Below are 23,867 nucleotides of genomic sequence, written 5' to 3'. Positions count from 1 at the left end.
CTATTCGTTTTCTTCCACTACTTCTTCATCTTTTTCATCGGGCTGGACTGTTGTAAAGGTCACAATTTTCGCATCCTGATCCAGTCTCATGACTTTCACACCCTGAGTTGAACGACCCGTTTGAGAAATGTTAGCCACACCTATCCGGATCATAACTCCGGTATCGGTAATGATCATCAGATCTTCATCCCCTTTAACGGTTAAAAGACCAGCTAAAGGACCATTTTTCTCTGTAATATTGGCTGTTTTGATACCTTTACCACCACGGCCTTTGGTTGGGTATTCGCTAGCCATTGTACGCTTACCATACCCTTTTTCAGTGATGATCAATACTTCATCTTGATCCGTAACGACACTAGCCCCAACAACCTTGTCTCCTTCGCGGAGATTCACACCACGTACACCTGTGGCAGAACGTCCCATATTGCGGACTACAGCCTCATTAAAGCGGACAGAATAACCATACTTGGTACCGATAATGACGTCAGCATTGCCATCTGTAAGGAAGACATTGATCAATTCATCCTCATCACGCAGATTCAGAGCTTTGAGACCGTTCTGACGAATATTTGAAAATTCAGCTACATTGGTCCGCTTAACTAAACCTTGTCGCGTCGTAAAGAAGAGATAAGCTTCGTCACTGCGGTCTTGCTCCACATTGATAATGGTTTGAATCGATTCACCTTCGTCCAATTTTAAGAGATTGACGATTGGTAATCCTTTAGCTGTCCGGCCATATTCTGGAATCTCATAACCTTTCAGACGATAGACACGTCCCTTATTGGTAAAGAAGAGCAAGTGATCATGGGTGCTCGTAGAGACCAATTCACGGACAAAGTCATCATCTTTGACACCAGTTCCTTGAACCCCACGTCCACCACGTTTTTGAGCCGTAAATTCCGCTTGGTCCAAACGTTTGATGTAGCCTTTGTTAGAAAGGGTGATCAAGACATCTGTTTCTTCAATCAAGTCCTCATCTTCAAGAGAAAGGACTTCTCCGATCATCAACTCAGTTCGGCGAGCATCGCCAAACTTGCGTTTGACTTCTTCCAGTTCTTCCTTGATGATGGTCGCCACACGTTCTGGTTTCGCCAAAATATCAGCCAAATCAGCAATCAAGGCAACCAAATCATCGTATTCACTTTGGATCTTGTCTCGTTCCAAACCGGTCAAACGACGAAGACGCATGTCCAAAATAGCTTGGCTTTGACGTTCAGAAAGCTTGAATTTAGCCATCAATTCAGCTTGTGCTTCAGCGTCTGTCTGGCTATTGCGGATAATCCGGATCACTTCATCGATGTGATCCAAGGCAATGAGCAAACCTTCTAAAATATGGGCACGTGCTTCCGCTTTTTCTTTATCAAAGATAGTCCGGCGAGTCACCACTTCTTTCTGGTGCTCAATATAAGCACCTAAAATTTGGCGAAGAGAAAGAATCTTTGGAACACCATTTTGGATCGCCAACATATTGAATCCAAAATTGGTTTGCATTTGTGTCATTTTAAAGAGATTGTTCAAAATAACGTTAGCCGAAGCATCCCGGCGAACCTCAATGACAAATCGAACCCCTTCACGGTTTGACTCATCACGTACAGCTGTAATCCCTTCAATCCGTTTTTCTTGCACCAAGCGAACGATATGTTCGTGAACCTTGGTTTTATTGACCATATAAGGGAACTCGGTAACAACAATCCGTTCACGGCCACTCTTGGTCACTTCAATCTCTGTACGAGAGCGAAGGACGATCGATCCTTTTCCTGTTTCATAGGCTTTGTGGATACCTGATTTCCCCATGACCAAAGCACCTGTTGGAAAATCTGGACCAGGAAGAACTTCCATAAGTTCACGGGTCGTTACCTCAGGATTATCCATCATCAGCTTCACTGCGTCAATGGTTTCTCCCAAATTGTGAGGAGGAATATTGGTTGCCATCCCAACTGCAATCCCTGTAGCACCATTAACCAGAAGGTTAGGGAAACGTGCAGGTAAGACCAAAGGTTCGCGCTCGCTGGCATCATAGTTATCAGCAAAATCAACTGTATTTTTGTTAATATCCCGCAACATTTCAAGAGCAATCTTACTCATACGGGCTTCTGTATACCGTTGTGCAGCGGCGCCATCACCGTCCATAGAACCAAAGTTTCCATGACCATCCACTAACATGTAGCGATAACTCCACCATTGCGCCATCCGAACCATGGCTTCATAAATAGAGAAATCCCCGTGTGGGTGGTATTTACCCATAACATCCCCTGTGATACGAGCTGACTTCTTATGTGGTTTATCTGGTGTAACACCCAATTCATTCATTCCGTACAAAATACGACGGTGAACAGGTTTCAAACCATCACGAACATCAGGGAGGGCACGGGCAACGATAACACTCATGGCATAATCGATAAAACTCGTCTTCATTTCTGATGTTAAATTCACATCAATTAGATTCTTATCCTGCATTCAAAAAATGCCTCTCTTTACTTAATTCACCATACTATTATAACACATTTTAGCCTATTTTTCTTCTTAGGAACACAAATGTAAAAACGTTTACATCAAAGGATTTATACTGTTTCAGATGACAAAGACTTTCAAAAGTGGTAGAATGAAGACGTATGAGAATCTATCTCAAAAAAATATGAAGGAGACGTTTAGACTCATGACTTTGACTAAACAACACAAAAAAGTTATCCTTGTCGGTGACGGTGCTGTAGGTTCATCTTACGCTTTTGCACTTGTTAACCAAGGAATTGCACAAGAGCTTGGAATTATCGAAATTCCTCAATTGCACGAAAAAGCTGTCGGAGATGCGCTTGACCTTAGCCACGCCCTTGCCTTCACTTCACCAAAGAAAATCTATGCGGCTGAGTATGCTGACTGTGCGGACGCTGACCTTGTTGTAATTACTGCAGGTGCTCCTCAAAAACCAGGTGAAACTCGTCTTGATCTTGTTGGTAAAAACCTTGCGATCAATAAATCAATCGTAACACAAGTTGTTGAATCAGGATTTAACGGAATCTTCCTCGTAGCTGCTAACCCAGTTGACGTGTTGACATACTCTACATGGAAATTCTCTGGATTCCCTAAAGAACGCGTTATCGGTTCAGGTACTTCACTTGACTCAGCTCGTTTCCGTCAAGCTTTGGCTGAAAAATTGGATGTGGACGCTCGTTCAGTACACGCCTACATCATGGGTGAACACGGTGACTCAGAATTCGCTGTATGGTCACACGCTAACATCGCTGGTGTAAACCTTGAAGAATTCCTTAAAGACACTCAAAATGTTAAAGAAACTGAATTGATTGAATTGTTCGAAGGCGTTCGTGATGCTGCTTACACCATCATCAACAAAAAAGGTGCTACATACTACGGTATCGCTGTTGCCCTTGCTCGTATCACTAAGGCTATTCTTGATGATGAAAATGCGGTTCTTCCACTTTCAGTATTCCAAGAAGGTCAATACGGAATCAAAGACGTCTTCATCGGTCAACCAGCTGTTGTTGGAGCACACGGTATTGTACGTCCAGTAAACATTCCATTGAATGATGCAGAACTTCAAAAAATGCACGCTTCTGCTAAAGAATTGAAAGCAATTATTGATGAAGCATGGAAAAACCCTGAATTCCAAGAAGCATCAAAAAACTAATCTGATTAGAAAAGACTCTCAAATTTGAGAGTCTTTTTTTGAGCTATGAACTTAAGATAAAAAGGCTGAGAGACTTCTCAACCTTTCCTTCTATCCACCCTGAGGGAATCGAACCCCCATCTCAAGAACCGGAATCTTACGTGATATCCATTACACTAAGGGTGGCAACTGTTATAGTATATCAAATTCTCAAGGTTTTTACAAGTAAAAAAAGCTTACCCACAGGTAAGCTTTTTGCATATTACAATTCGATATCGCCAAACAAGTCAGCCATTGAGAATCCAGTTTGAGTTTCTGGAAGATCAAAGTCACGTTTTTCTTGTTTTGGACGACGTGGGCGAGATTGACGTTTTTCTTGTTTTTCGCCTTCTTCTTGAGCTGGACGTTCTTCAAGAGCTTTGATAGAAAGTGATACACGCTCATCAGCAGCATTTACTTCAAGAACTTTAACAGTTACTTCTTGTCCAACTTTAAGAACATCTTTTGGATTTTCAACACGTTTGTGTGAAATTTGTGAGATGTGTACAAGTCCGTCGATACCTGGCAATACTTCAACGAATGCACCGAAGTCAGTCAAACGTTTAACAGTTCCTTCGATAACATCACCAGCAGCCAATTTTTGTTCAACGCCATCCCAAGGTCCAGGTGTTGTAGCTTTCAATGAAAGTGATACACGACCTTCTTCTTCGTTCAAGTCAAGAACTTTCACTTGGATTTCTTCACCAACAGTTACAACTGATTTAGGTGATACGTTGCGTTCGTGTGACAATTCTGTCAAGTGAACCAATCCATCAACACCACCAAGGTCGATGAAAGCACCGAAGCTTGTGATACGTGCAACTTTACCAGTTACAACATCACCAACGTTCAATTTACCAAATACTTCTGCGCGTGCTGCAGCTGATTCAGCTTCAACAACTTCACGACGTGAAAGGATAAAGCGGTTTTCTTTTGGATCTACTTCTTTAATTTTAGCATCAAATTCTTGACCTACGAAACGTTCAGTGTTACGTACAAAACGAGTATCAAGCATTGAAGCTGGAATAAATCCACGAAGTCCTTCAAATTCTACTGAAAGTCCGCCTTTAACAGCGCGAGTTCCTTTAACAGTAACAACTTCTTCTTCACGTCCGACCAATTTGTCCCATGCTTTGCGAGCTTCCAAACGTTTTTTAGATACAAGGTAAGTTACTGTATCAGTATCTTTACCAACTACTTGACGAAGAACAAGCAATTCAAGTGTTTCACCTGGTTTTACCAAGTCATTGATGTCAGCATCACGATCGTTTGTCAATTCGCGAAGAGTCAAAACACCTTCGACACCAGTTCCAGAGATTGCAACGTTAGCTTGGTTCGCGTCAACTGTCAATACTTCAGCAGTAACAACGTCACCTGGTTCAACTTGGCTAACACTGTTTAGCAAATCTTCAAATTCATTCATCTAAAAAATCCTCCAACAATCAAGTTTTCTAAAACTTGACATACTTATAATTATTTTTCCTAAGCAAGCACTCGCAACGAAATCAAAATGATCTACAACGACTTCTTCATATAAAGAAATAAAATACCTGAGTAGATATTTTACCACCTTATCTGATATTACCTAGAACTGGGGTAGCTGGATTCGAACCAACGCATGAGGGAGTCAAAGTCCCTTGCCTTACCGCTTGGCTATACCCCAAAAAGAGCGCTGACATTAGTCACTTTATCATCGTCAAAATGAACGCTAATGGAGAGAGAGGGATTCGAACCCCCGAACCCGAAGGAGCGGATTTACAGTCCGCCGCGTTTAGCCTCTTCGCTATCTCTCCATATAAATCAACAGGATCTATTATACCATTGATTTATTTTGATTGCAAGCCCTTATTTATTCAAATTATAATTTTCTATTAAAATTTCAACAGCTTTTTCAAGTTTTTTGTAAAGAGAATCCACATTTCCATTTTTGATAATGGCAAACTGACCTGCCATGTCTGCAATTTCCCCAATCGTTTTCTTTCCAATGGACAAAGTGAATCCATCAAAAGTGTCTTTTCCGACGGTTACTTTACTATCAACGATTTGAATCTCAATTTTCTTATCTTTTTTACTCATTTCAACCCTCTTTTCACTTTTTCTATTTTACAAAAATTCTCTTGATGACGCAAGAGAAAAGGGAGTGGGCAGAAAGAATTTAGTTCGAAATTCCTTCTTTATCCCACCCCCGCAAGAGTCATTCGGCACTCTTTTGAGTCTAAAAGCGAATGAAGAGACACATTAGCTACTGCGTTCTTTCGTTAAGACTCGTTCTCATTGAAGTCTTGACACTTTTGTCTCAGACGCTTTCGGTTTAATCGACTTTGACAATCCATCCTTCTGGCGCTTCGACATCACCAAATTGGATACCGGTCAACTCGTCATAAAGCTTCCGTGTGACAGGACCTACTTCTGTTTCAGAATAGAAGACATGGAAGTCATCCCCGTGTTGAACACCTCCGATTGGAGAGATCACAGCTGCGGTACCACAAGCTCCTGCTTCTACAAAGCGATCCAAGTCATTGATAAAGACATCCCCTTCAATTGGTGTCATACCAAGACGGTGTTCCGCAAGGTAAAGCAAAGAGTACTTGGTGATCGATGGCAAGATAGAAGGACTCAATGGTGTCACAAATTCGTTACTAGCAGTAATACCAAAAAAGTTTGCAGAACCTACTTCTTCAATCTTGGTGTGCGTCGCTGGATCAAGGTAAATCACGTCAGAGAAGTTACGATCATGCGCAATCTTACCTGGCAACATACTAGCTGCATAGTTCCCACCAACTTTTGCAGCCCCTGTACCATTTGGTGCAGCACGGTCATACTCATCTTGAATCAAGAAGTTCGTTGGAACCAAACCACCTTTAAAGTAGTTACCGACAGGCATTGCAAAGATGGTAAAGATATACTCATCTGCAGGTTTTACACCAATAATATCTCCAACACCGATCAACAGAGGACGAAGGTAAAGGGTAGCTCCTGTACCATATGGTGGAACATACTCTTCATTGGCTTTCACCACTGCCTTACAAGCATCCACAAACATATCTGTAGGAACTTGAGGCATCAGCAACCGATCAGCCGTGCGTTGCAAACGTTTAGCGTTTTGATCTGGACGGAACAATTGGACGCTTCCATCTTTTGTACGGTAAGCTTTCAACCCTTCAAAGGCTTGCTGACCGTAATGCAAACTTGGAGAAGATTCGGACAAATGCAAGGTCGCATCTTCTGTCAATTCTCCTTTTTCCCAAGCTCCATTGCGATAATGTGCCAAATAGCGATAGGGTAATTTCATATATGAAAAGCCAAGGTTTTCCCAATCAAGTGATACTGTCATGATAGTGCTCCTTTTTATTCTTTCTATTCCTTGTCGATCTGATGCAGGTCGATTCAGTTTCTCAATCTATGTACACTATTGTACACCATTTCATGAGAATTTCAAGCGAAATTTTCAATTTTCAGAAAATTTATTTTTAAAGAAAGTCAGTCCTAGAATGGACCGACGCTTTCTTTTATTTGATAGTAGCTAAAAAAACTTCTTGATCCGAAATGGTATCGTTGACAAAGGATCCATTGCTTGTTCTTTCAGAAATGCTTAATTGTGTCAAATCAACTTCTGTCACCTGACCTGTTGTAGAAGTGATCTGAAGGATTTGATCTTGTTCTGCCACTTCTTCTTGGCTCGTAAAGAGATCAAAATCTCCCTGGTCAGTAAAGACTGGACCTGCCTTGAAGACGCGATGTGGTTTATTTTTCAACTCACGCAAGACCTGTAGTCCCCTTTTAGCTCGACTGGTCACAGGAATATCGTCTTGTAACATCCGTTTGAGGCTGCCTCGTTGAGTCAGAATGTACATGCTTGGAGTTGTCGACTTAAAGGCGGCAGCAACTTGATCTCCGTCTTTGAGGTTAATCGCTTTGACTCCTGCTGCTTTGGCTCCTACGACAGGAACCTCTTCAATATTGAAGCGCAACCCGTAACCATTTTTAGTAATGATCATGATATCTTCCAGGACAACCGGCGCAACCGCTACGATACGGTCGTCTTGGTCTTTGAGCTTAGCATACTTAGTCGATTTAGAACGATAAGTCCGCCATGGGCTCAATTCTTTGCGTTCAAAGCGCTTGATTTGTCCTTGTTGAGTTGCTGCAAAGTAGGTTACTCCCTCAAACTGATCCACAATCTCCGCAAAGAGAATTTCTTCCTCTTGCTCGAAATTGGTCAAGGTCTGACTGAGGTGCTCTCCGATATCCTTCCACTTGGTATCTGTCAATTCGTGAATTGGTCGATAAATGGTATTCCCCAAGTTGGTAAAGAGCAAGAGATGCTGAGTGGTCTTAGCAGGCTCTACGAAAATCAACTCGTCATCGTCCCGCTTACCGACTTCTTCCAGTGTTGAGGCATTGAAAGAACGAGGCGAGGTCCGTTTGATATATCCAGCACGGGTTACGCTGACAAAGGTTTCTTCTTCGACAATAAGACTGGCTGTATCAATCTCGATCGTTTTAGCAGTGTCTTGCAATTCGCTTCGACGCGGATTACCAAAAAGCTTCTTGACTTCACGCAATTCCTTCTTCATGAGATTAAACATGGTCCGTTCATCCCCAATGATGGCTGCCAAGGTCGCGATTTGCTCCTTGAGACTAGCATGCTCTTCTTCCAAGGTGACGATATCCGTATTGGTCAAGCGGTACAATTGCAAGGTGACAATAGCTTCTGCTTGTTCTTCTGTGAAATCGTAGCTGACCTTGAGGTTTTCTTTAGCATCTGCCTTATTATCAGAAGCACGGATCAAGGCAATCACTTCATCGAGGATGGAAATGACGCGGATCAAGCCCTCTACGATGTGGAGACGTCGTTCGGCTTTTTCCTTGTCAAAGCGCGAACGAGCGACAATGATATCCCGACGGTGAGCAATGTAGCTAGAGAGAATCGGTACGATCCCCACTTGACGAGGGGTATAATTGTCAATCGCCACCATATTGAAGTTGTAGTTGACCTGCAAGTCTGTATACTTGAACAAGTAGTTCAAGATCAAGTCTGCATTGGCATCTTTTTTGAGCTCAATGGCAATGCGAAGCCCATCTCGGTCAGACTCATCTCGAACCTCAGCGATACCGGCAACCTTGTTGTTAACACGAACATCGTCAATCTTCTTGACCAAAACAGCCTTGTTGATTTCATAAGGAATTTCGGTAACCACGATTTGCTGCTTGCCGCCTTTGAGTTGCTCGATTTCTGTCTTAGAGCGGACAACCACCCGTCCCTTACCTGTTTCATAGGCTTTCTTGATTTCATCCCGTCCCTGGATAATGGCACCCGTTGGGAAATCAGGTCCAGGTAAAAACTCCATGAGTTTGTCTACTTTGGCAGATGGATGGTCGATCATGTAGACCACAGCATCGATGACTTCAGCAAGATTGTGTGGCGGAATATCTGTCGCGTAACCAGCTGAAATCCCTGTAGCTCCATTGACCAAGAGGTTTGGAAAAGCTGCCGGCAAAACAGTTGGCTCTTTTTCTGTATCGTCAAAGTTCCAGGCAAATGGCACTGTGTTCTTTTCGATATCTTGCAAAAGATAACCAGCGATTTCTGACAAACGCGCCTCGGTATAACGCATGGCCGCTGGCGGATCCCCGTCCATGGAACCATTGTTTCCGTGCATTTCGACTAGGATCTCGCGGTTCTTCCAGTCTTGAGACATGCGGACCATGGCATCATAGATAGAATAATCCCCGTGAGGGTGGAAATTCCCCATGATATTTCCGACAGACTTGGCAGACTTGCGGTAGCCCTTGTCATGGGTATTGCCGTCCTTATTCATAGAATAAAGAATCCGCCGTTGAACAGGTTTCAAGCCATCCCGAATATCAGGAAGAGCCCGTTCTTGAATAATGTATTTGGAGTAGCGACCAAAGCGCTCCCCCATGATGTCCTCTAGGGACATATTTTGAATATTACTCATATAGGGTACAACGCCCGTAAAATGCAAAGGAAAATAGAAAATTTATCTTTTTCACACAGCACTTAGGGCGTGTTCAACTCCTTTCAAAGAATGTTGAGTAGTCTTTTAGGAAAAAGGAATTCGGTTACACCAAGTAACCAAAGGATCCTTTTTTTAGTTTAAAATAGATTCATTAATGATTTGAAAGTTTCTCTTTAGCATAAGCTATCATCTTCTCAGCCACTTCCTTATCGTAAGTAAATCCCATCTTTTGGGCCAGAATTTGAGCTTCTCGATCGAATAGCCCCATGGTAGCAAATAAAGACTGAATGATTTTATCGAAACTGGATAAATCAAGCAAAGCTGAGAACTCCTTCTCTTGCTCAGCTGGTAGATACTGGAAGAGGTACTTGTAGTTCTTTCCGATATCAACTACTCCCCTATCGCTTGTCACCTGCAAAGCTAAGACCTTGAGCAGTTCTTGCTGGCAAATGCCATAGAGGTGATCGGTCGCATAGATGAGTTGATTTCTTCGAATGGCCTTGACGACATAAGCCGATACCCACCAAAATTCATTGCAGGAGGCTGCAAAATCTTCTTCGGTAGGCGGAGCGGTCCAATAGGGCTTGGAATTAGGCTGATAGGCTTCAAACAAGCCTTTGTCGTCTTTTATAACTTCAAAATTTGCTTCGCTATCCACCCACTCTTGGATATACTCCTTGGGGCAGAGGGTCAAATCAATGCGATTTCCATCTTCAAAGAGCATGAGATACAGACGACGGTGTCCAAGGACATTGTGCTGTTCGATGAGTCGATTTCCGTACTGATCCAACCAGGATAAATCTGAAATCAGGTCTTCTAGATCATCAACGATATAGACCACATCATAATCTTGGAACTCGTCTTTGGGTGCCTGAGGATTCGTTCGTGATCCGGATAAAGCAATTGCTTCTACTTCTATAGTATCAGCTATTTGCAAAATCAGATTCATCATTTCTGTATCATTTCTCATGTCGATTCCTTACCATTTCTACATCCCAGCTTATTTAATTTATAGTAGAAAGTAATTAAAATACCGTATTTTCTTCTAAGGTAAACTTAACGTTATCTTCAATCCATTGGCGACGTGGTGCAGCCTTATCGCCCATAAGGACGGAAACACGGCGTTCTGCACGCGCTAAATCATCAATGGTGACACGGATCAAGGTACGAGTTTCTGGATTCATGGTGGTTTCCCAAAGCTGATCCGCATTCATTTCCCCCAACCCTTTGTAACGTTGAAGGGTTGCTCCACGGCCAAAGGTCCGACGTAACTCTTCTAATTCGCTATCTGTCCAAGCATAGGCTACTTCTTCTTTCTTGCCTTTGCCTTTCGACATCTTATAAAGAGGAGGAAGTGCAATGTAGACATGCCCTGCTTCTACCAAAGGGCGCATATAGCGATAGAAGAAAGTTAGGAGCAAGGTTTGAATGTGGGCTCCATCCGTATCCGCATCGGTCATGATAATGATCTTATCGTAGTTAGCATCTTCCACTGAGAAATCTGCCCCAACTCCAGCACCAATGGTGTAGATCATGGTGTTGATTTCCTCGTTTTTGAGGATATCACTCATATTGGCCTTCTCAGTATTAAGAACCTTCCCACGAAGTGGAAGAATCGCTTGGAACTTCCGATCCCGTCCTTGTTTGGCAGAACCGCCGGCTGAGTCTCCTTCGACCAGATAGAGTTCGTTTTTCTTAGGATTTTTAGACTGGGCTGGTGTCAATTTACCAGATAAAAGTCCTTTGTCTTTTTTGCTCTTCTTGCCATTTCGGCTTTCATCCCGCGCTTTTCGAGCGGCCTCACGCGCATCCCGTGCTTTAATAGCCTTACGAATGAGATTAGAAGCCAATTCTCCATTTTCCATCAGGAAGAAGGTCAATTTATCAGAAACAATGCTATCGACTACTGGACGAGCCAAGGGACTTCCTAATTTGTCTTTGGTTTGTCCTTCAAACTGCAAATGAGCTTCTGGAACCAAGATTGAAAGAACCGCAGACAAACCTTCACGGTAATCTGATCCTTCCAGATTCTTGTCTTTTTCTTTGAGGAGCCCTGTCTTTCTTGCATAGTCGTTCATAGCCTTGGTAATGGCTGTCTTCAGACCCGTCTCATGGGTTCCCCCATCTTTAGTGCGAACATTATTAACGAAGGACAAGATATTATCTGAGTAGCCATCATTGTATTGCATGGCCACTTCTACCTGAAAACCATCTGATTCGCCACTAAAGTAGAGAACAGGTGTCAAAGTTTCCTTGTCTTCGTTCAAGTACTCTACGAAATCTTGGACACCATTTTCATAATGAAAGGCCACATGGTTGTCTTCTTCCTTACGGAGATCGGTCAGCGTCAGCGTCACGTCCTTCAGCAAGAAGGCTGATTCTTTGATTCGCTCAGCAATGGTATTGAATTTGAAATCCGTCGTTGAAAAGATGGTTGGATCTGGCATGAAGGTGACCTTGGTCCCTGTCTTAGACTTGGGAGCAGAGCCAATCTTTTCAAGGGTCGTAACTGGTTTTCCCCCATCTTCAAAACGTTGCTTGTAGACAGCTCCATCACGAGTAATTTCTACCTCTAACCAGCTAGAAAGGGCATTGACGACAGAAGATCCCACTCCGTGAAGACCTCCAGATGTCTTATAGCCTCCTTGACCAAACTTCCCTCCGGCGTGGAGGACCGTAAAGATGACCTCAACGGTTGGTTTACCCATAGCATGCATCCCGGTCGGCATTCCACGTCCCTGGTCTTCTACCGATAGCGAACCATCTTTATTAATCGTTACATCGATTTGTGAGCCAAAGCCAGACAAGGCTTCATCGACCGCATTATCCACGATCTCCCAGACCATGTGATGCAAGCCATTTCCGTCGGTCGATCCGATATACATCCCTGGACGTTTACGGACTGCATCCAACCCTTCTAGTACCTGAATGGCATCGTCATTATAATTATTAATATTGATTTCCTTTTTTGCCACAAGGAACCTCCTGTTTGTTCATCTTTTCTATATTACAGTTTTTTAGGAAATTTTGCAAAATTTTTTCTCTTTATATGGAGATTTCTATATCTCAGTAAAAAAAGCTGGCTGGACACTTTCTTCAGATGTCACACTTGAACTCCAGAAATTGCTTTTTCTATCGTTGGCTTTTTGATATAATGAGAGTATGATAAAAGAAATAAGTGTTTTAATTTTAGCCTATCTGTTAGGCTCCATTCCTTCGGGATTATGGATTGGGAAAATCTTTTTCCATATAAATTTACGGGAACATGGCTCGGGCAATACAGGAACGACCAATACCTTTCGGATTTTAGGGAAGAAAGCTGGGGTCATTGTCTTTACGATTGATTTCTTGAAAGGAACTTTGGCCGTTCTCCTTCCGACTTTCTTTGGAATTCAGGGGATCTCGCCGATGGTCTTTGGTCTCTTAGCCGTTTTGGGGCACACTTTCCCAATTTTTGCTGGATTTAAGGGTGGAAAGGCAGTGGCGACGAGTGCTGGTGTCTTACTTGGTTTCTCGCCTATCCTGCTACTCATTTTAGCAGTTTATTTTGTAGCCAGCCTGTATTTAACCAGTATGATTTCGTTTTCGAGTGTTACCGTTGCGCTACTCGCCATTCTTTCGGTCCTCCTTCTTCCTTTGACTGGATGGATCTTGCACAGCTATGATCCACTTTTTACAATCATTGTCTTGGCACTAGCGACCTTGATCATTCTTCGTCACAAGGACAATATCCAACGGATCAAAGAGAAAAAAGAAAATCTCATCCCTTGGGGAAAGAATATCACCCATCAACAACCAAAAAACTAGAGCACATCCTCTAGTTTTTTTGATTGGATCCCCCTTATACTTTTGAACAGATCCTCATTATAAAGCATCGACTAAGTCCATCAGTATTTCCATAGGTGTTTTTTTCCTACGACCATTAACCGTTTCGATAAGATGATAAACTTTTAAACGATTGTCATTGCTAAAGACAAACTCAAAGCGGAATTCGCGTCCGTTGGGTGCCACTGTATCAAATTTCGTTTTATATTTATCATGAACGGGGCTAACTGGAAATTTATTGAAGAGCAAGCGTCGTTTCTCCCCTGCTTCTTTCAAACAATTTTCTAGTTCTTGACAATAGTTATAAAACAGCTGATAGAGGTCTTCTTCTGAAATTCTTCTTCTCCGAACTAATGATGTAAAATCCGAAAAACTTCTGCGCGGGATGTCAATACTAAATGAAAATCCCTCCTGATTGATTCTTTCTAAAAATGCATCTCTTGAAATCATAGAACTACTCTTTCTTTTATCAATCTTTAGCGAACCCTTATTGTTTCTATACATCGTCAATCCATTATGTAATCAAGCAGGTCCATCAGGGTGAGTTTCTTGCGACCATTGACGGTCTCAAAGAGATTATAAACTCTTAGTTCTTGGTTCTTTTTAAAAGCAAACTCAAAGCGAAATTCGCGACCATTGCATGCGACTATATAAAATCCGGTCTGATACTTTCTCTTATCGGCTACTGCCTGCATTTGCCGGTCTTCTACCTCTCTACAAAGTAAAAGAAAGATCTGATAGAGTTGCTCCTCAGAGAGCCTTTTTCTCCAGACCAATGACTTGAAGTTATTGTACCGCCACCATGGGATTTGGATGTTGAAGGAAAAACCTTCCTGATTGGCTTTATCGATAAATGCTTTTCTGGAGACCATACCACTTCCCCTTCTATTGGATCATCGTTTGACTCTATTATACCACCTTTTATCCTTTCACAAAAAAAGCATCCCAAATGGAATGCTGTTTTCTGTTTCTTAATAGTATTCCCCTTGGCGGTAGTTCCAAGAGTTGAAATGATCAGATAAGTGCATCATAATCTTATCGATATCCAATCCTTTACGGATGACGACTGGACAAGTATTGACAGAACGGCTACCTGCTCCTTGTTCTGGGATGAGTTTTCCTTCCGCATCAACCATAGAGACCATCACACCTTGTTCATAGCGAGTTTCAATGGTCTTGTCTGGTTGGATAGAAGCTACATAATCATCGGCTTCGATGACCAAGTCCACGGCACCTTCGATGCGCTCACCGATTCCTTCGACCTTCCCGCGGTTTCCTTTACCGGAAGGGTTGGCTGAAGAAGCGTAAACCATTTTGCCTTCTTTTTCCCACATTTCTTTGGCGATTTGCTCACCAGCTTTACCAAATTTGATGACAAAGCATGAAGTTCCACGAACGTCTGTCATGAGTTCTTCACGTCCATCTCCAAAAGCTTGCAATTTTGCATAGGCATCTTCACGCCACGGAAGGATACAACCAAGCAAGATATCTTCATCCCAATGTTTTTGGTAGAAGGCTTCGATTTCAGGATTCAATTGCGCAAGGGCACGAAGTTCATCCATGCTTCCGCAGAGAACCACACCTGGTTTGTTGCGGTTGCGTTCTTTGGCTTCGAATTTACGTTCCAAGCCAGCCTTGTCACTGGTCATGATGATGTAGCCAACTTTGGTAGGGCAGACGATACAGCCACCCTCTCCTTTAAGAATATCAAATCCTTCTTGTGAAAGTTGTCCGTCCCATTGAATGTGTTTTGTCATAAGTCTCTTTCCTTTTCTATTCTTTTTAGTATTGTATCAAAAAATAGTCTCAAATTCAATATATTTTCAGAAAATTCGCAATTCGGTATACAATTTTATCATTGCCAGTAAGCTGGCCGGTTCTTCTCATAAACTGCGATCAAGTCTTCATACTGAAGCGTAATCCCGATATCATCCAAACCATTGAGCAATTTGTGCTTCCAATCTTGATCGATCTCAAAGCGAAACTCTCCAACAGGCGAGATGATCTTCTGCTCTTCCAAATCTACCGTCACTGGATCTGTCGGCTTCAAACTTGCCAATTTTTGACGAACCTCTAGCGGTTGGACAATCGGTAGCATGCCATTATTGAGCTCATTATTGTAATGGATATCTCCGAAGGATCCGGCGATAACGACTTTAAAGCCATAATCGGCTAAAGCCCAGGCTGCGTGCTCCCGAGAGGAACCAGCCCCAAAATTGTCACCAGTGATCAAAATGGTCGCCTTGCGATATTCTGGCTTGTTAAAGATAAAATCTGGATCCTCAGTATACTGGTCATCCAAATAGCGCCAAGCATACATGAGGTATTTCCCAAAGCCTTTTTTATCAATCAACTTTAAGAATTGCTTGGGGAGGATTTGGTCGGTATCAATATTATCGTTCATCAAAGGAACCGTAGTTCCTGTATAAATGGTAAATTTCTCCATGCTTCCTCCTTTTACTCGACTTCTGGCATTTGGCGCACATCGACAAAGCGGCCGGCGATTGCTGCTGCAGCGGCCATTGCTGGGTTACAGAGATGGGTTTTAGCCCCAAATCCTTGGCGGTCTTCAAAGTTCCGGTTGCTAGTAGAGGCACAGTGGACCCCATCTGGAACCTTGTCTGGGTTCATTCCTAGACACATGGAACATCCTGGATCACGCCATTCAAAGCCCGCATCCATGAAGATCTTGTCTAAGCCTAATTTTTCAGCGGCTTGCTTAACCGGACGAGAGCCAGGTACCACAATAGCAGTTAAGTTTGGCGCAATTTTTTTGCCTTTCACAAACTTGGCTGCCAACTCCAAATCGCTGAGACGCGCATTGGTACAAGAACCGATAAAGATATAGCCTAATTCAATGTCTGATGGTTTTTGGCCAGGTTCGAGATCCATATAATGATAAGCCCGTTCATCATTCATGTCGCGAATCTCTGGAAAAGGAGTCTCGAAGTCCACTCCCATAGAAGGATTGGTCCCCCAAGTCACCATCGGAGCAAGATCAGATACATCCATACGGATGACCTTATCATAAACGGCATCGTCATCACTGACTATAGTCTTCCAATCAGCTACTGCGGCCTCAAAATCATCTGGCACACATTCGCGTCCCCGGAGGTAGTCAAAGGTCGTCTCATCTGGATTCATGATCCCCATTTTGGACCCGAACTCGATCGACATGTTACAGATGGTCATGCGTTCTTCCATGGTCAAGCGATCAATTGCTTCTCCCCGATACTCTACGACATAGCCAACTCCACATGCAACACCGTAGCGCGCTATCAAAGCTAGGATGTAATCCTTTGAATAGATCCCTTTTTGTGGGGTTCCGGTAAATTCAACCAACATTTTCTTTGGTTTGACTTGCCAGATGGTTTGGGTAGCAAAGACATGCTCCACTTCACTGGTTCCAATCCCAAAGGCAATGGCACCAAAGGCTCCGTGGGTTGCGGTATGGCTGTCTCCACAGACAATAAATTTTCCAGGCTGGGTCCGACCGGTTTCAGGGCCCACCATATGAACGATTCCTTGCTTAGCAGAACCATGGGCAGCATGATCAATCCCAAAGTCCACCACATTCTCAGCTAATTTATCAATCTGGGCTTTTGAAATCACATCTCTAATATCAAAAATATTGACCGTTGGAACATTGTGATCAAAGGTTCCAAAGGTTAAATCAGGTCGTCGGACCTTGCGTCCTGCGTCCCGTAATCCTTGAAAGGCTTGCGGACTCGTCACTTCGTGGATGTAGTGTTGGTCCACATACATGAGTTGGGGTTGCCCTTCCACTCCTGTAATCACGTGGCGGTCCCAAAGTTTATCAAAGATAGATTTTCCACTCATCATCTTTCTCCATTTATCTTGTTGTTAAGAAATCCATTGAAGGATTAGAAAGAGGGCACCTGCTAAAAGAAGGCTACTGCCCCACCAGGTGGCTTGAAAATACCATTTCCGCACCTTGTGGTGAAAGAGATATCCACTTAGTAGAGCTCCGAATCCACCAAGCACCCAGCTCTCGAGTAACAGGACCTTTTCAGGAATCCGCCACCTGTTTTGGATAGCTTTTCGTTTATCTAAACCATAGGTCAGAAATACGATACTATTCCAAATAGCAATAACAACTAAACAGCGATCTCTCCAAGTCATCTTAGAGATTCCCAATAATGGCTGCAGTCATCTCAGCAGTAGAAGCCTGACCACCTAGATCTCGCGTCAAGATTCCTTGATTCAAGGTTTGATTGACGGCTTCCTCGATCATTTCTGCACCTGCTGTTTCTCCAAAACTGTCTCGGAGCATCATGGAAACAGAGAGGATCATGGAAATCGGATTGGCAATGCCCTGACCAGCAATATCAGGTGCTGAACCATGAATTGGCTCGTACATACTTGGCCCTTGGTCAGAATGACTAGCAGATGGCATCACGCCAAGTGTTCCAGGAAGGACGCTCGATTCGTCCGATAAGATATCTCCAAATAAATTCTCTGTTACGACGACATCAAAGCGAGCTGGATTGGTAATCATGATCATGGCTGCACTGTCTACAAGTTGGTGCTCTAAGGTCACATCTGGAAATTCTTTGGCAACTTCTTCTGCTACTTGGCGCCACAATTTAGACGTTGCAAGGACATTTTGCTTATCGATACTGGTCACTTTCTTGCCACGTCCTTGCGCAATCTTGAAGGCTTGGTGCATAATCCGACGGATTTCTTCTGCGCTGTAATCATTGATATCGCGCGCTGTGTCTTCTTTCAAGATATGCTCTCCAAAGTAAATCCCACCTGTCAATTCACGCACGACTACAAAGTCGACACCCTCGATACGCTCTGGTTTCAAAGGAGACAGATGTTTTAAGGCGTCAAAAATCCGTACAGGACGAATATTGGCAAAGAGATTTAATTCCTTGCGAATAGCGAGCAGGCCTTGTTCTGGACGAACAGGAGCATGGTCATACTCAGGACTCCCGATGGCTGCGAGAAGAATAGCATCCGCTCCTTTAGCTGCTTCGAGAGTATCTTGGGGAAGTGGGTGGCCAGCGGCATCAATCCCAGCACCCCCAAAAGGTTTGTCTTCTAGACTATAATCAAAGCCAATTTTGGGAGCAACGGCTGCGAGAACCTCTAGTCCAGCTGCCATGATCTCAGGGCCAATCCCATCTCCTGCAAGTGTTACAATTTTCTTTGTCATGTTCATTTCCTCTTAGGCTTGTGGAAGATCCCGGTAAGAGACAGTTCGTCCCATTTCACCCGCATTCTCTTTTTGAACCAGCGTATTGGCATTGATATAAGCAATGGCAGAGGCTTTTAATACGTCAAAGTCCAAACCAGAGGCATTGAAGATCGTATCTGTATCGACATTTTCCACCGATACCAAGACACGGGCTTGAGCGTCGATCCCATCTGTCACTGCATCGATATTGTAAGAGGTCAAGCGAACGGTTTGGTTGAAGAATTTATCAATCGCATTAAAGATGGCTTCAACCGACCCTTGACCATTGGCAAGGAACTCAAGCACTTCCCCTTCTTCATTGCTGAGGCTAACTGCTGCTGTAATCGTTTCGTCTGCATTGGTGGTTAAGCGGAGATCGTTAAATTGGAATCCTTCTGGATTTTCCACTGCTGTACCGGCAACAAGGGCGCGGATATCGGCATCTGTGATCTCGTGTTTCTTGTCTGCCAGAGATTTGAACTTAGCAAACAATGGCTTGATGTCTTCCTCTGTAAATTCCAGTCCCAACTCATGCAGTTTTTCGACAAAGGCATGGCGACCAGACAATTTTCCAAGCGGAAGGCTGTTGCTCTTAACACCCACCAACTCAGGGGTGATGATTTCATAAGTAAGAGGATTTTTAAGGACCCCATCTTGGTGGATTCCAGACTCGTGTGAGAAGGCATTGCCACCAACAACTGCCTTGTTTTTAGGAATTGGAATACCAGAGTAACGAGAGACCAACTCAGAAGTGTTGATGGTTTCATTAAGGACAATCGGACTCTCCACTTGAAAATAGTCTTCGCGAATATTGAGAGCAACTGCTACTTCTTCAAGCGCCGCATTGCCGGCCCGCTCCCCGATTCCATTAATGGTTCCTTCGACACGACGGGCACCATTTTTAACAGCAGCGAGGCTATTCGCCACGGCCATACCTAGGTCATCATGGCAATGAGGGGAATAGATAATCTCGCGGTCTGTCTTGACATGGTCAATCAAGTATTTGAAAATGGCACCGTACTCTGCTGGTGTCGTAAAACCGACTGTATCAGGAATGTTGATATAGCTGGCACCAGCATCGACTGCAGTCTGTACGACTTGCAAGAGGAAATCCAATTCCGTCCGGGTCGCATCTTCGGGAGAGAATTCAACAATCTCAAATTTTGAGCGAGCGTAAGAAACGTGCTCTTTGATGGCTTCAAGAATTTCTTCCTTTGTCTTGTTGAGTTTAAACTCCCGGTGAATCGGACTGGTTGCGATAAAGACGTGAATTTGCGGATACTTAGCATCCTTCAAGGCTTCATAACAAGCGTCAATATCTGATTTGACAGAACGGGCCAAACCTGTCACGGCTGTCTTGGTCAAGACCTTGGCAATCTCTTGAACAGCAGTGAAGGAATCCGGACTAGCTGCAGGAAAACCTGCTTCAATAGCAGAAATACCCCATTTTTCCAATTGTTTAGCAATGGCAATTTTTTCTTTGATAGAGAAATTAACTCCTGGAGTCTGTTCACCGTCCCGAAGGCTGGTATCTAAAAATTCAACTTTACGCATAGGGTCTCCTCATTTCTATGTAGTGGATATAAAGAAAAACATCTCACTCGGTTAACCAAGCGAGATGTTTTTGCCCGCTTGGTAAGCCAAACAGGACTAATGCTTCTGCACTAGCCCTTGTACCTCAACAACAAAGTAAATTGAATAAACTTAGCTGTTTTCATGTTTGACTTTCTCCTTTGTTCAATGTCTTGTTTAGTATTTTAGCATAGGGAAAAAGCAATGTCAAGAATTTTCTGTAATATTCTGAATTTTTTGAATAGAAACAAAATAAAGCTTTCAGTTCTAGTTAGATTGAGGATAAAGTCATCTTAGAAACTTTCCGTCATGAGAATAGTGCTAGAAACACTATTGTTTCTAGCACTCGGAATTATTGAACCTAAGGAAATTTTTTAAGATGATTGTGAATTCAATTTGAATAGCCTCTTTCGCCCTACTTCTTCTGATACAAATCAAAAACGATCTTGTCATTATAGAGATCAATGGTATTGGCCTTGACGTAAATTCCAAAATCATTGTCAATTTTTGGTAGTACAATGGTAATGGTAGACTCCTTTGGAGAAATCTGGATAAAATCTGGGATATTTTTATTTTTGCTTAAAAGTCGCAAAACCATTTTTTGTGGAATTTGAAAGGTTCCGACTGAAAAATCCTTCACCGTCAAGAGAATATTCCCGTTTTCCAATTTGGATGGTTGAAAGTAAATATATAAGGGATACTCCTTTCCTAAGAGACTCAACTGCCCTTCTAATAGGATTTGCTGATTGTCCGCATAGACCTTGTAGTCGGACAGCTTATATTTTTTCAGAAGCGATTTGATGGTATCATTGAGTTGATCTCGAGTCGTTGTCATGGTTCCAACTTTGACATCTTTGGTTCCAACTGCTTGATGAAGCTGACTAACATCTTCTCTTGGCGTCGCTAAGCGTCCTTGCACAACTATAGCGAAGGCTAAGAGAAGGCTGACCAAGCCTAAAAACAACCATTTCCAAATATTGATTTTTTGAAGGAAGGGGACCTTCTCTTTGTTGGGATTATTTTTGACTCCAAGTTTTCTTCGTGGCATTGATTTTCTCCAATATTGCTTGTTTCATCTTTTCATAGCCCGTATTGTTGGGGTGAAAACTATCCTCTTCATACAGGGCATCATTGATAACGGTTGTCTTCCCGTCACTGATTTCTGATACGCCCATTTTTCCATCAATTCCTTTATAGAGTAGATCATTGATCGGAACGAAATAGACCTGATCAAATTGCGCGATGGTTTCTTCTGTCGTCTCATTCCAACGATCTACAGCCGTCTGGATACTAGTTAATTCAGGAAAATTCAGGTAAAGAGGATTGTAGATCCCCACTACATAAATAGGAAGATGGGGATTGTCCTTTCTGGCCTTTGTAATAATTTCTTTGAGGTTCGCTGTATAATTCTTGAGCGGCTTTTGGATATCCGATAGGGAAAAGTCACTCAGATGATCGACAACGACTTTGCGCAGGTCATTTCCCCCAACCGTTAAGGTCATGACACGCGCCTTTTTGAGATCCTTCTGAAGATCTGTTTGCTTCTTGAGTCGATCTAAGATCTGAGCACTTGTATTCCCAGCTACTCCATAGTTGACAGGCTGATACTGGCCGTCATTTTCATTGGACAGACTTTGGGCAAGGATGGGCACGAAGCCCCCTTGCTTGGTGCCATCCCCTACTCCTTCGGTCAGTGAATCCCCTAGAGCTACATAAGTATAGGTGATTTCTTTCGCAACCGTTTTGGGCTTGGTCATGCGAGGAGATGCAGTTGGTAGCAGAGCACGAAATAGAAAGACAAAGACAAGAAGGCTGGTTAAAAAGAATACCAAGCCTTGCATCATTTTTTTGAGATTCATATGAATACGATCGCTTATCCTTGAAAAATCACTTGTCCATCACAGATTGTATAAGCAACTTTCCCTTTTAATGTTTCACCCACAAATGGTGAATTGCCAGCTTTTGAAGCGAAATGATCCGATACCAGACGATCTGCTTCTGGATCAAAGATGGTTAAATCAGCCGGTCCATCCACTGCAATATATCCGGCATCAAAATCATAGAGACGTGCTGGATTATAGGACATCTTTTCAAGCAATTGCATCAGGCTTAAATGGCCAGCATGCACCAAGTAGGTCAAACCAAGAGAAAGCGAAGTTTCAAGCCCAGTCATGCCAGATGGTGCTTTGGTAATATCAGGGACATTCTTCTCATCCGCATGGTGAGGCGCGTGGTCCGTCGCAATCACAGAGATGACGCCTGACTTCAATCCTTCAATCACTGCTAGACGGTCTGATTCCAAGCGAAGAGGTGGATTCATCTTAGCATTGCTTCCTTTAGTCAAGAGCAGACTTTCTGTTTTCGAAAAGTGTTGGGGTGCCACTTCTGCCGTCACATGAGCTCCTAATCCTTGGGCAAATTCCACCACCTTGACACTTTCTTCCTTGGAGAGGTGTTGGATATGGAGGTGAGCACCTGTCGCATGGGCAATCATGGCATCACGCGCAGCCATTGAATATTCGGCTACACCCGTCGCCCCACAGACATGAAAGTGTTCCTTGGCAATATTTTCATTCAAACCAAGAATGCCATTCAACTCAGGGTCTTCTTCATGCAGACTAATAAAAGTACCTAGACGCTTAGCTTCTTCCAAAGCTTGGCGGACAACCTTAGTGCTTTGAAGCGGAATTCCATCATCTGAAAATCCTACCGCACCAGCCTTAAGCAAGCCTTCAAAATCTGTCAGCTGTTGACCATCAAAGTTCTTAGTCACCGTCGCAACCGTATGAATGTGAAGATTTTCCTTGGCTGCAGAAGCTAAGACTTCTTCTAAGGTAGCAATATCTGAAATGGTCGGATTGGTATTGGCCATCATGACCACTCGGGTAAAACCACCAGCAGCTGCGGCTAAGGCACCCGTATGGATGTCTTCTTTATGAGTTTGACCGGGTTCACGGAAATGCACGTGTACATCGATCAAACCAGGAGCTACCACCAGACCAGTAGCATCAAGGACTTCTTGTCCATCTGTTGGGAGGTTTTCAGCGATCTCTACAATTTTCTTTCCTTCAATGCGAAGATCACAGACTTGATCCAAGCCAGTTTTGGGATCCATTACGCGACCATTTTTAATGACAACCATTGCATTCTCCTTTATTCATAAAAATCAACATGCGACTCTAACAAGCGGTCGCCGTCATAGCGAAACATTGCTGAAAAGAAGGGTTTATCCTCCAACAACCACTCGACAAAGGTGTGGTCCCCTTCCCAGGTTGGTTTTGAGAGGACTTGATCATAAGGCACCCACTCCAAGGTCCCTTCGTTACACTCGATTAGTTCTCCTTCAAAATCTGTTACCTTGAAGACATAGGTGTACCAGTCTAAATCTGGAGTGAACTCCGGAAAGGTAATGATCCCTTTTAAGACTGGCTTGGCTCTAAGGCCCGTCTCCTCAAAAATCTCACGCGCAGCACACTCCTGTGGAGTTTCTCCGCGTTCTAGTTTTCCACCAACTCCGATCCATTTACCTTCATGGACATCATTGGGCTTTTTATTGCGATGCAGCATGAGAAATTCTTTCCCATTGTCAATGTAACAAATCGTTGCTAATTGTGGCATTTCT

Annotated in this window: 21 protein-coding genes and 3 tRNA genes; 2 read left to right on the top strand and 22 right to left on the bottom strand. The window is 43.2% G+C overall.

The features are described from left to right. Complete coding sequence (gene gyrA, locus HMPREF2893_RS02570; RefSeq protein ID WP_070674028.1) at positions 1-2,457, bottom strand: DNA gyrase subunit A; 2,457 nt, start codon at positions 2,455-2,457, stop codon at positions 1-3. A 199-nt stretch (positions 2,458-2,656) separates the two neighbouring features. Between gyrA and HMPREF2893_RS02565 the strand changes: the two genes are divergently transcribed. Beyond that, complete coding sequence (locus HMPREF2893_RS02565) at positions 2,657-3,643, top strand: L-lactate dehydrogenase (RefSeq protein WP_003011805.1); 987 nt, start codon at positions 2,657-2,659, stop codon at positions 3,641-3,643. 93 nt (positions 3,644-3,736) lie between these two features. On the opposite strand, the gene HMPREF2893_RS02560 is transcribed toward HMPREF2893_RS02565, so the two are convergent. From HMPREF2893_RS02560 to parE, 9 genes are all read right to left on the bottom strand, one after another. Next, a tRNA-Arg gene (locus HMPREF2893_RS02560) sits at positions 3,737-3,808 on the bottom strand. 76 nt (positions 3,809-3,884) lie between these two features. Beyond that, positions 3,885-5,084 carry a 30S ribosomal protein S1 gene (rpsA, locus tag HMPREF2893_RS02555; RefSeq protein ID WP_003011990.1) on the bottom strand — a complete coding sequence of 400 codons (1,200 nt, stop codon included), beginning with the start codon at positions 5,082-5,084 and terminating at the stop codon, positions 3,885-3,887. A gap of 168 nt (positions 5,085-5,252) precedes the next feature. Further along, positions 5,253-5,324, bottom strand: a tRNA-Gln gene (locus tag HMPREF2893_RS02550). A 49-nt stretch (positions 5,325-5,373) separates the two neighbouring features. Further along, a tRNA-Tyr gene (locus HMPREF2893_RS02545) sits at positions 5,374-5,454 on the bottom strand. Between the two features lie 52 nt (positions 5,455-5,506). Then, the gene (locus HMPREF2893_RS02540; RefSeq protein WP_003003589.1) at positions 5,507-5,737 is read right to left on the bottom strand and encodes a DUF2969 domain-containing protein; all 231 of its coding nucleotides are present in this window, start codon (positions 5,735-5,737) and stop codon (positions 5,507-5,509) included. Positions 5,738-5,972: 235 nt separating this feature from the next. After that, positions 5,973-6,995, bottom strand: a complete 1,023-nt coding sequence (locus HMPREF2893_RS02535) for a branched-chain amino acid aminotransferase (protein ID WP_003011844.1) — start codon at positions 6,993-6,995, stop codon at positions 5,973-5,975. Between the two features lie 175 nt (positions 6,996-7,170). Next, positions 7,171-9,624: a DNA topoisomerase IV subunit A gene (gene parC / locus HMPREF2893_RS02530; RefSeq protein ID WP_070674025.1), complete on the bottom strand. Its 2,454-nt coding sequence runs from the start codon at positions 9,622-9,624 to the stop codon at positions 7,171-7,173. Positions 9,625-9,796: 172 nt separating this feature from the next. Next, positions 9,797-10,615: an aminoglycoside 6-adenylyltransferase gene (locus HMPREF2893_RS02525; protein WP_070674022.1), complete on the bottom strand. Its 819-nt coding sequence runs from the start codon at positions 10,613-10,615 to the stop codon at positions 9,797-9,799. Positions 10,616-10,670: 55 nt separating this feature from the next. After that, complete coding sequence (gene parE, locus HMPREF2893_RS02520; RefSeq protein WP_003007156.1) at positions 10,671-12,620, bottom strand: DNA topoisomerase IV subunit B; 1,950 nt, start codon at positions 12,618-12,620, stop codon at positions 10,671-10,673. 187 nt (positions 12,621-12,807) lie between these two features. On the opposite strand from parE, the gene plsY reads away from it, so the two are divergent. Continuing rightward, a complete protein-coding gene (plsY, locus tag HMPREF2893_RS02515) occupies positions 12,808-13,452 on the top strand; it encodes a glycerol-3-phosphate 1-O-acyltransferase PlsY (protein WP_070674020.1) in 645 nt (214 codons plus the stop codon). 57 nt (positions 13,453-13,509) lie between these two features. On the opposite strand, the gene HMPREF2893_RS02510 is transcribed toward plsY, so the two are convergent. From HMPREF2893_RS02510 to HMPREF2893_RS02455, 12 genes are all read right to left on the bottom strand, one after another. Continuing rightward, entirely contained in the window at positions 13,510-13,920 is a 411-nt protein-coding gene (locus tag HMPREF2893_RS02510; protein WP_070674018.1) for a hypothetical protein, read from the bottom strand. Between the two features lie 56 nt (positions 13,921-13,976). Next, positions 13,977-14,342: a hypothetical protein gene (locus HMPREF2893_RS02505; RefSeq protein ID WP_061591361.1), complete on the bottom strand. Its 366-nt coding sequence runs from the start codon at positions 14,340-14,342 to the stop codon at positions 13,977-13,979. Positions 14,343-14,441: 99 nt separating this feature from the next. Continuing rightward, complete coding sequence (locus HMPREF2893_RS02500; protein ID WP_003003291.1) at positions 14,442-15,227, bottom strand: L-threonylcarbamoyladenylate synthase; 786 nt, start codon at positions 15,225-15,227, stop codon at positions 14,442-14,444. Between the two features lie 98 nt (positions 15,228-15,325). After that, on the bottom strand, positions 15,326-15,916 hold the full coding sequence (gene leuD, locus HMPREF2893_RS02495) for a 3-isopropylmalate dehydratase small subunit (RefSeq protein ID WP_045759387.1): 591 nt from the start codon (positions 15,914-15,916) through the stop codon (positions 15,326-15,328). Between the two features lie 11 nt (positions 15,917-15,927). Beyond that, complete coding sequence (leuC, locus tag HMPREF2893_RS02490) at positions 15,928-17,310, bottom strand: 3-isopropylmalate dehydratase large subunit (RefSeq protein WP_070674017.1); 1,383 nt, start codon at positions 17,308-17,310, stop codon at positions 15,928-15,930. Positions 17,311-17,334: 24 nt separating this feature from the next. Further along, positions 17,335-17,613, bottom strand: a complete 279-nt coding sequence (locus HMPREF2893_RS02485) for a DUF1294 domain-containing protein (protein ID WP_045759385.1) — start codon at positions 17,611-17,613, stop codon at positions 17,335-17,337. A gap of 1 nt (position 17,614) precedes the next feature. Then, complete coding sequence (gene leuB / locus HMPREF2893_RS02480; RefSeq protein ID WP_070674016.1) at positions 17,615-18,652, bottom strand: 3-isopropylmalate dehydrogenase; 1,038 nt, start codon at positions 18,650-18,652, stop codon at positions 17,615-17,617. Between the two features lie 12 nt (positions 18,653-18,664). Then, positions 18,665-20,227, bottom strand: coding sequence for a 2-isopropylmalate synthase (locus tag HMPREF2893_RS02475; RefSeq protein WP_070674014.1), 1,563 nt, complete (start codon positions 20,225-20,227; stop codon positions 18,665-18,667). A gap of 433 nt (positions 20,228-20,660) precedes the next feature. Next, positions 20,661-21,293: a YpmS family protein gene (locus HMPREF2893_RS02470; protein WP_021153114.1), complete on the bottom strand. Its 633-nt coding sequence runs from the start codon at positions 21,291-21,293 to the stop codon at positions 20,661-20,663. After that, on the bottom strand, positions 21,262-22,104 hold the full coding sequence (locus tag HMPREF2893_RS02465; protein WP_070674012.1) for an SGNH/GDSL hydrolase family protein: 843 nt from the start codon (positions 22,102-22,104) through the stop codon (positions 21,262-21,264). Before HMPREF2893_RS02465 ends, HMPREF2893_RS02470 begins: the two co-directional genes overlap by 32 nt. Positions 22,105-22,118: 14 nt before the next feature. Continuing rightward, entirely contained in the window at positions 22,119-23,387 is a 1,269-nt protein-coding gene (locus tag HMPREF2893_RS02460; RefSeq protein ID WP_070674010.1) for a dihydroorotase, read from the bottom strand. An 11-nt stretch (positions 23,388-23,398) separates the two neighbouring features. Continuing rightward, positions 23,399-23,863, bottom strand: coding sequence for an NUDIX hydrolase (locus HMPREF2893_RS02455; protein ID WP_003003493.1), 465 nt, complete (start codon positions 23,861-23,863; stop codon positions 23,399-23,401). Positions 23,864-23,867 lie beyond the last annotated feature (4 nt).

Source organism: Streptococcus sp. HMSC072C09 (genome assembly GCF_001813105.1).
GTDB lineage: Bacteria > Bacillota > Bacilli > Lactobacillales > Streptococcaceae > Streptococcus.
The sequence above is the reverse complement of the archived record's forward strand: the minus strand, read 5'-3'. Positions and strand labels throughout refer to the sequence as shown.

Coding starts and splice junctions, on each gene's coding strand:
- HMPREF2893_RS02475 (WP_070674014.1), bottom strand. CDS start 20,227: ATGCGTAAAGTTGAATTTTTAGATACCAGCCTTCGGGACGGTGAACAG.
- HMPREF2893_RS02505 (WP_061591361.1), bottom strand. CDS start 14,342: ATGGTCTCCAGAAAAGCATTTATCGATAAAGCCAATCAGGAAGGTTTT.
- leuB (WP_070674016.1), bottom strand. CDS start 18,652: ATGACAAAGAAAATTGTAACACTTGCAGGAGATGGGATTGGCCCTGAG.
- HMPREF2893_RS02535 (WP_003011844.1), bottom strand. CDS start 6,995: ATGACAGTATCACTTGATTGGGAAAACCTTGGCTTTTCATATATGAAA.
- HMPREF2893_RS02565 (WP_003011805.1), top strand. CDS start 2,657: ATGACTTTGACTAAACAACACAAAAAAGTTATCCTTGTCGGTGACGGT.
- HMPREF2893_RS02510 (WP_070674018.1), bottom strand. CDS start 13,920: ATGATTTCAAGAGATGCATTTTTAGAAAGAATCAATCAGGAGGGATTT.
- HMPREF2893_RS02500 (WP_003003291.1), bottom strand. CDS start 15,227: ATGACAAAACACATTCAATGGGACGGACAACTTTCACAAGAAGGATTT.
- leuC (WP_070674017.1), bottom strand. CDS start 17,310: ATGAGTGGAAAATCTATCTTTGATAAACTTTGGGACCGCCACGTGATT.
- HMPREF2893_RS02470 (WP_021153114.1), bottom strand. CDS start 21,293: ATGCCACGAAGAAAACTTGGAGTCAAAAATAATCCCAACAAAGAGAAG.
- HMPREF2893_RS02540 (WP_003003589.1), bottom strand. CDS start 5,737: ATGAGTAAAAAAGATAAGAAAATTGAGATTCAAATCGTTGATAGTAAA.
- rpsA (WP_003011990.1), bottom strand. CDS start 5,084: ATGAATGAATTTGAAGATTTGCTAAACAGTGTTAGCCAAGTTGAACCA.
- parC (WP_070674025.1), bottom strand. CDS start 9,624: ATGAGTAATATTCAAAATATGTCCCTAGAGGACATCATGGGGGAGCGC.
- HMPREF2893_RS02525 (WP_070674022.1), bottom strand. CDS start 10,615: ATGAGAAATGATACAGAAATGATGAATCTGATTTTGCAAATAGCTGAT.
- HMPREF2893_RS02460 (WP_070674010.1), bottom strand. CDS start 23,387: ATGGTTGTCATTAAAAATGGTCGCGTAATGGATCCCAAAACTGGCTTG.
- gyrA (WP_070674028.1), bottom strand. CDS start 2,457: ATGCAGGATAAGAATCTAATTGATGTGAATTTAACATCAGAAATGAAG.
- plsY (WP_070674020.1), top strand. CDS start 12,808: ATGATAAAAGAAATAAGTGTTTTAATTTTAGCCTATCTGTTAGGCTCC.
- HMPREF2893_RS02485 (WP_045759385.1), bottom strand. CDS start 17,613: ATGACTTGGAGAGATCGCTGTTTAGTTGTTATTGCTATTTGGAATAGT.
- HMPREF2893_RS02455 (WP_003003493.1), bottom strand. CDS start 23,863: ATGCCACAATTAGCAACGATTTGTTACATTGACAATGGGAAAGAATTT.
- HMPREF2893_RS02465 (WP_070674012.1), bottom strand. CDS start 22,104: ATGAATCTCAAAAAAATGATGCAAGGCTTGGTATTCTTTTTAACCAGC.
- leuD (WP_045759387.1), bottom strand. CDS start 15,916: ATGGAGAAATTTACCATTTATACAGGAACTACGGTTCCTTTGATGAAC.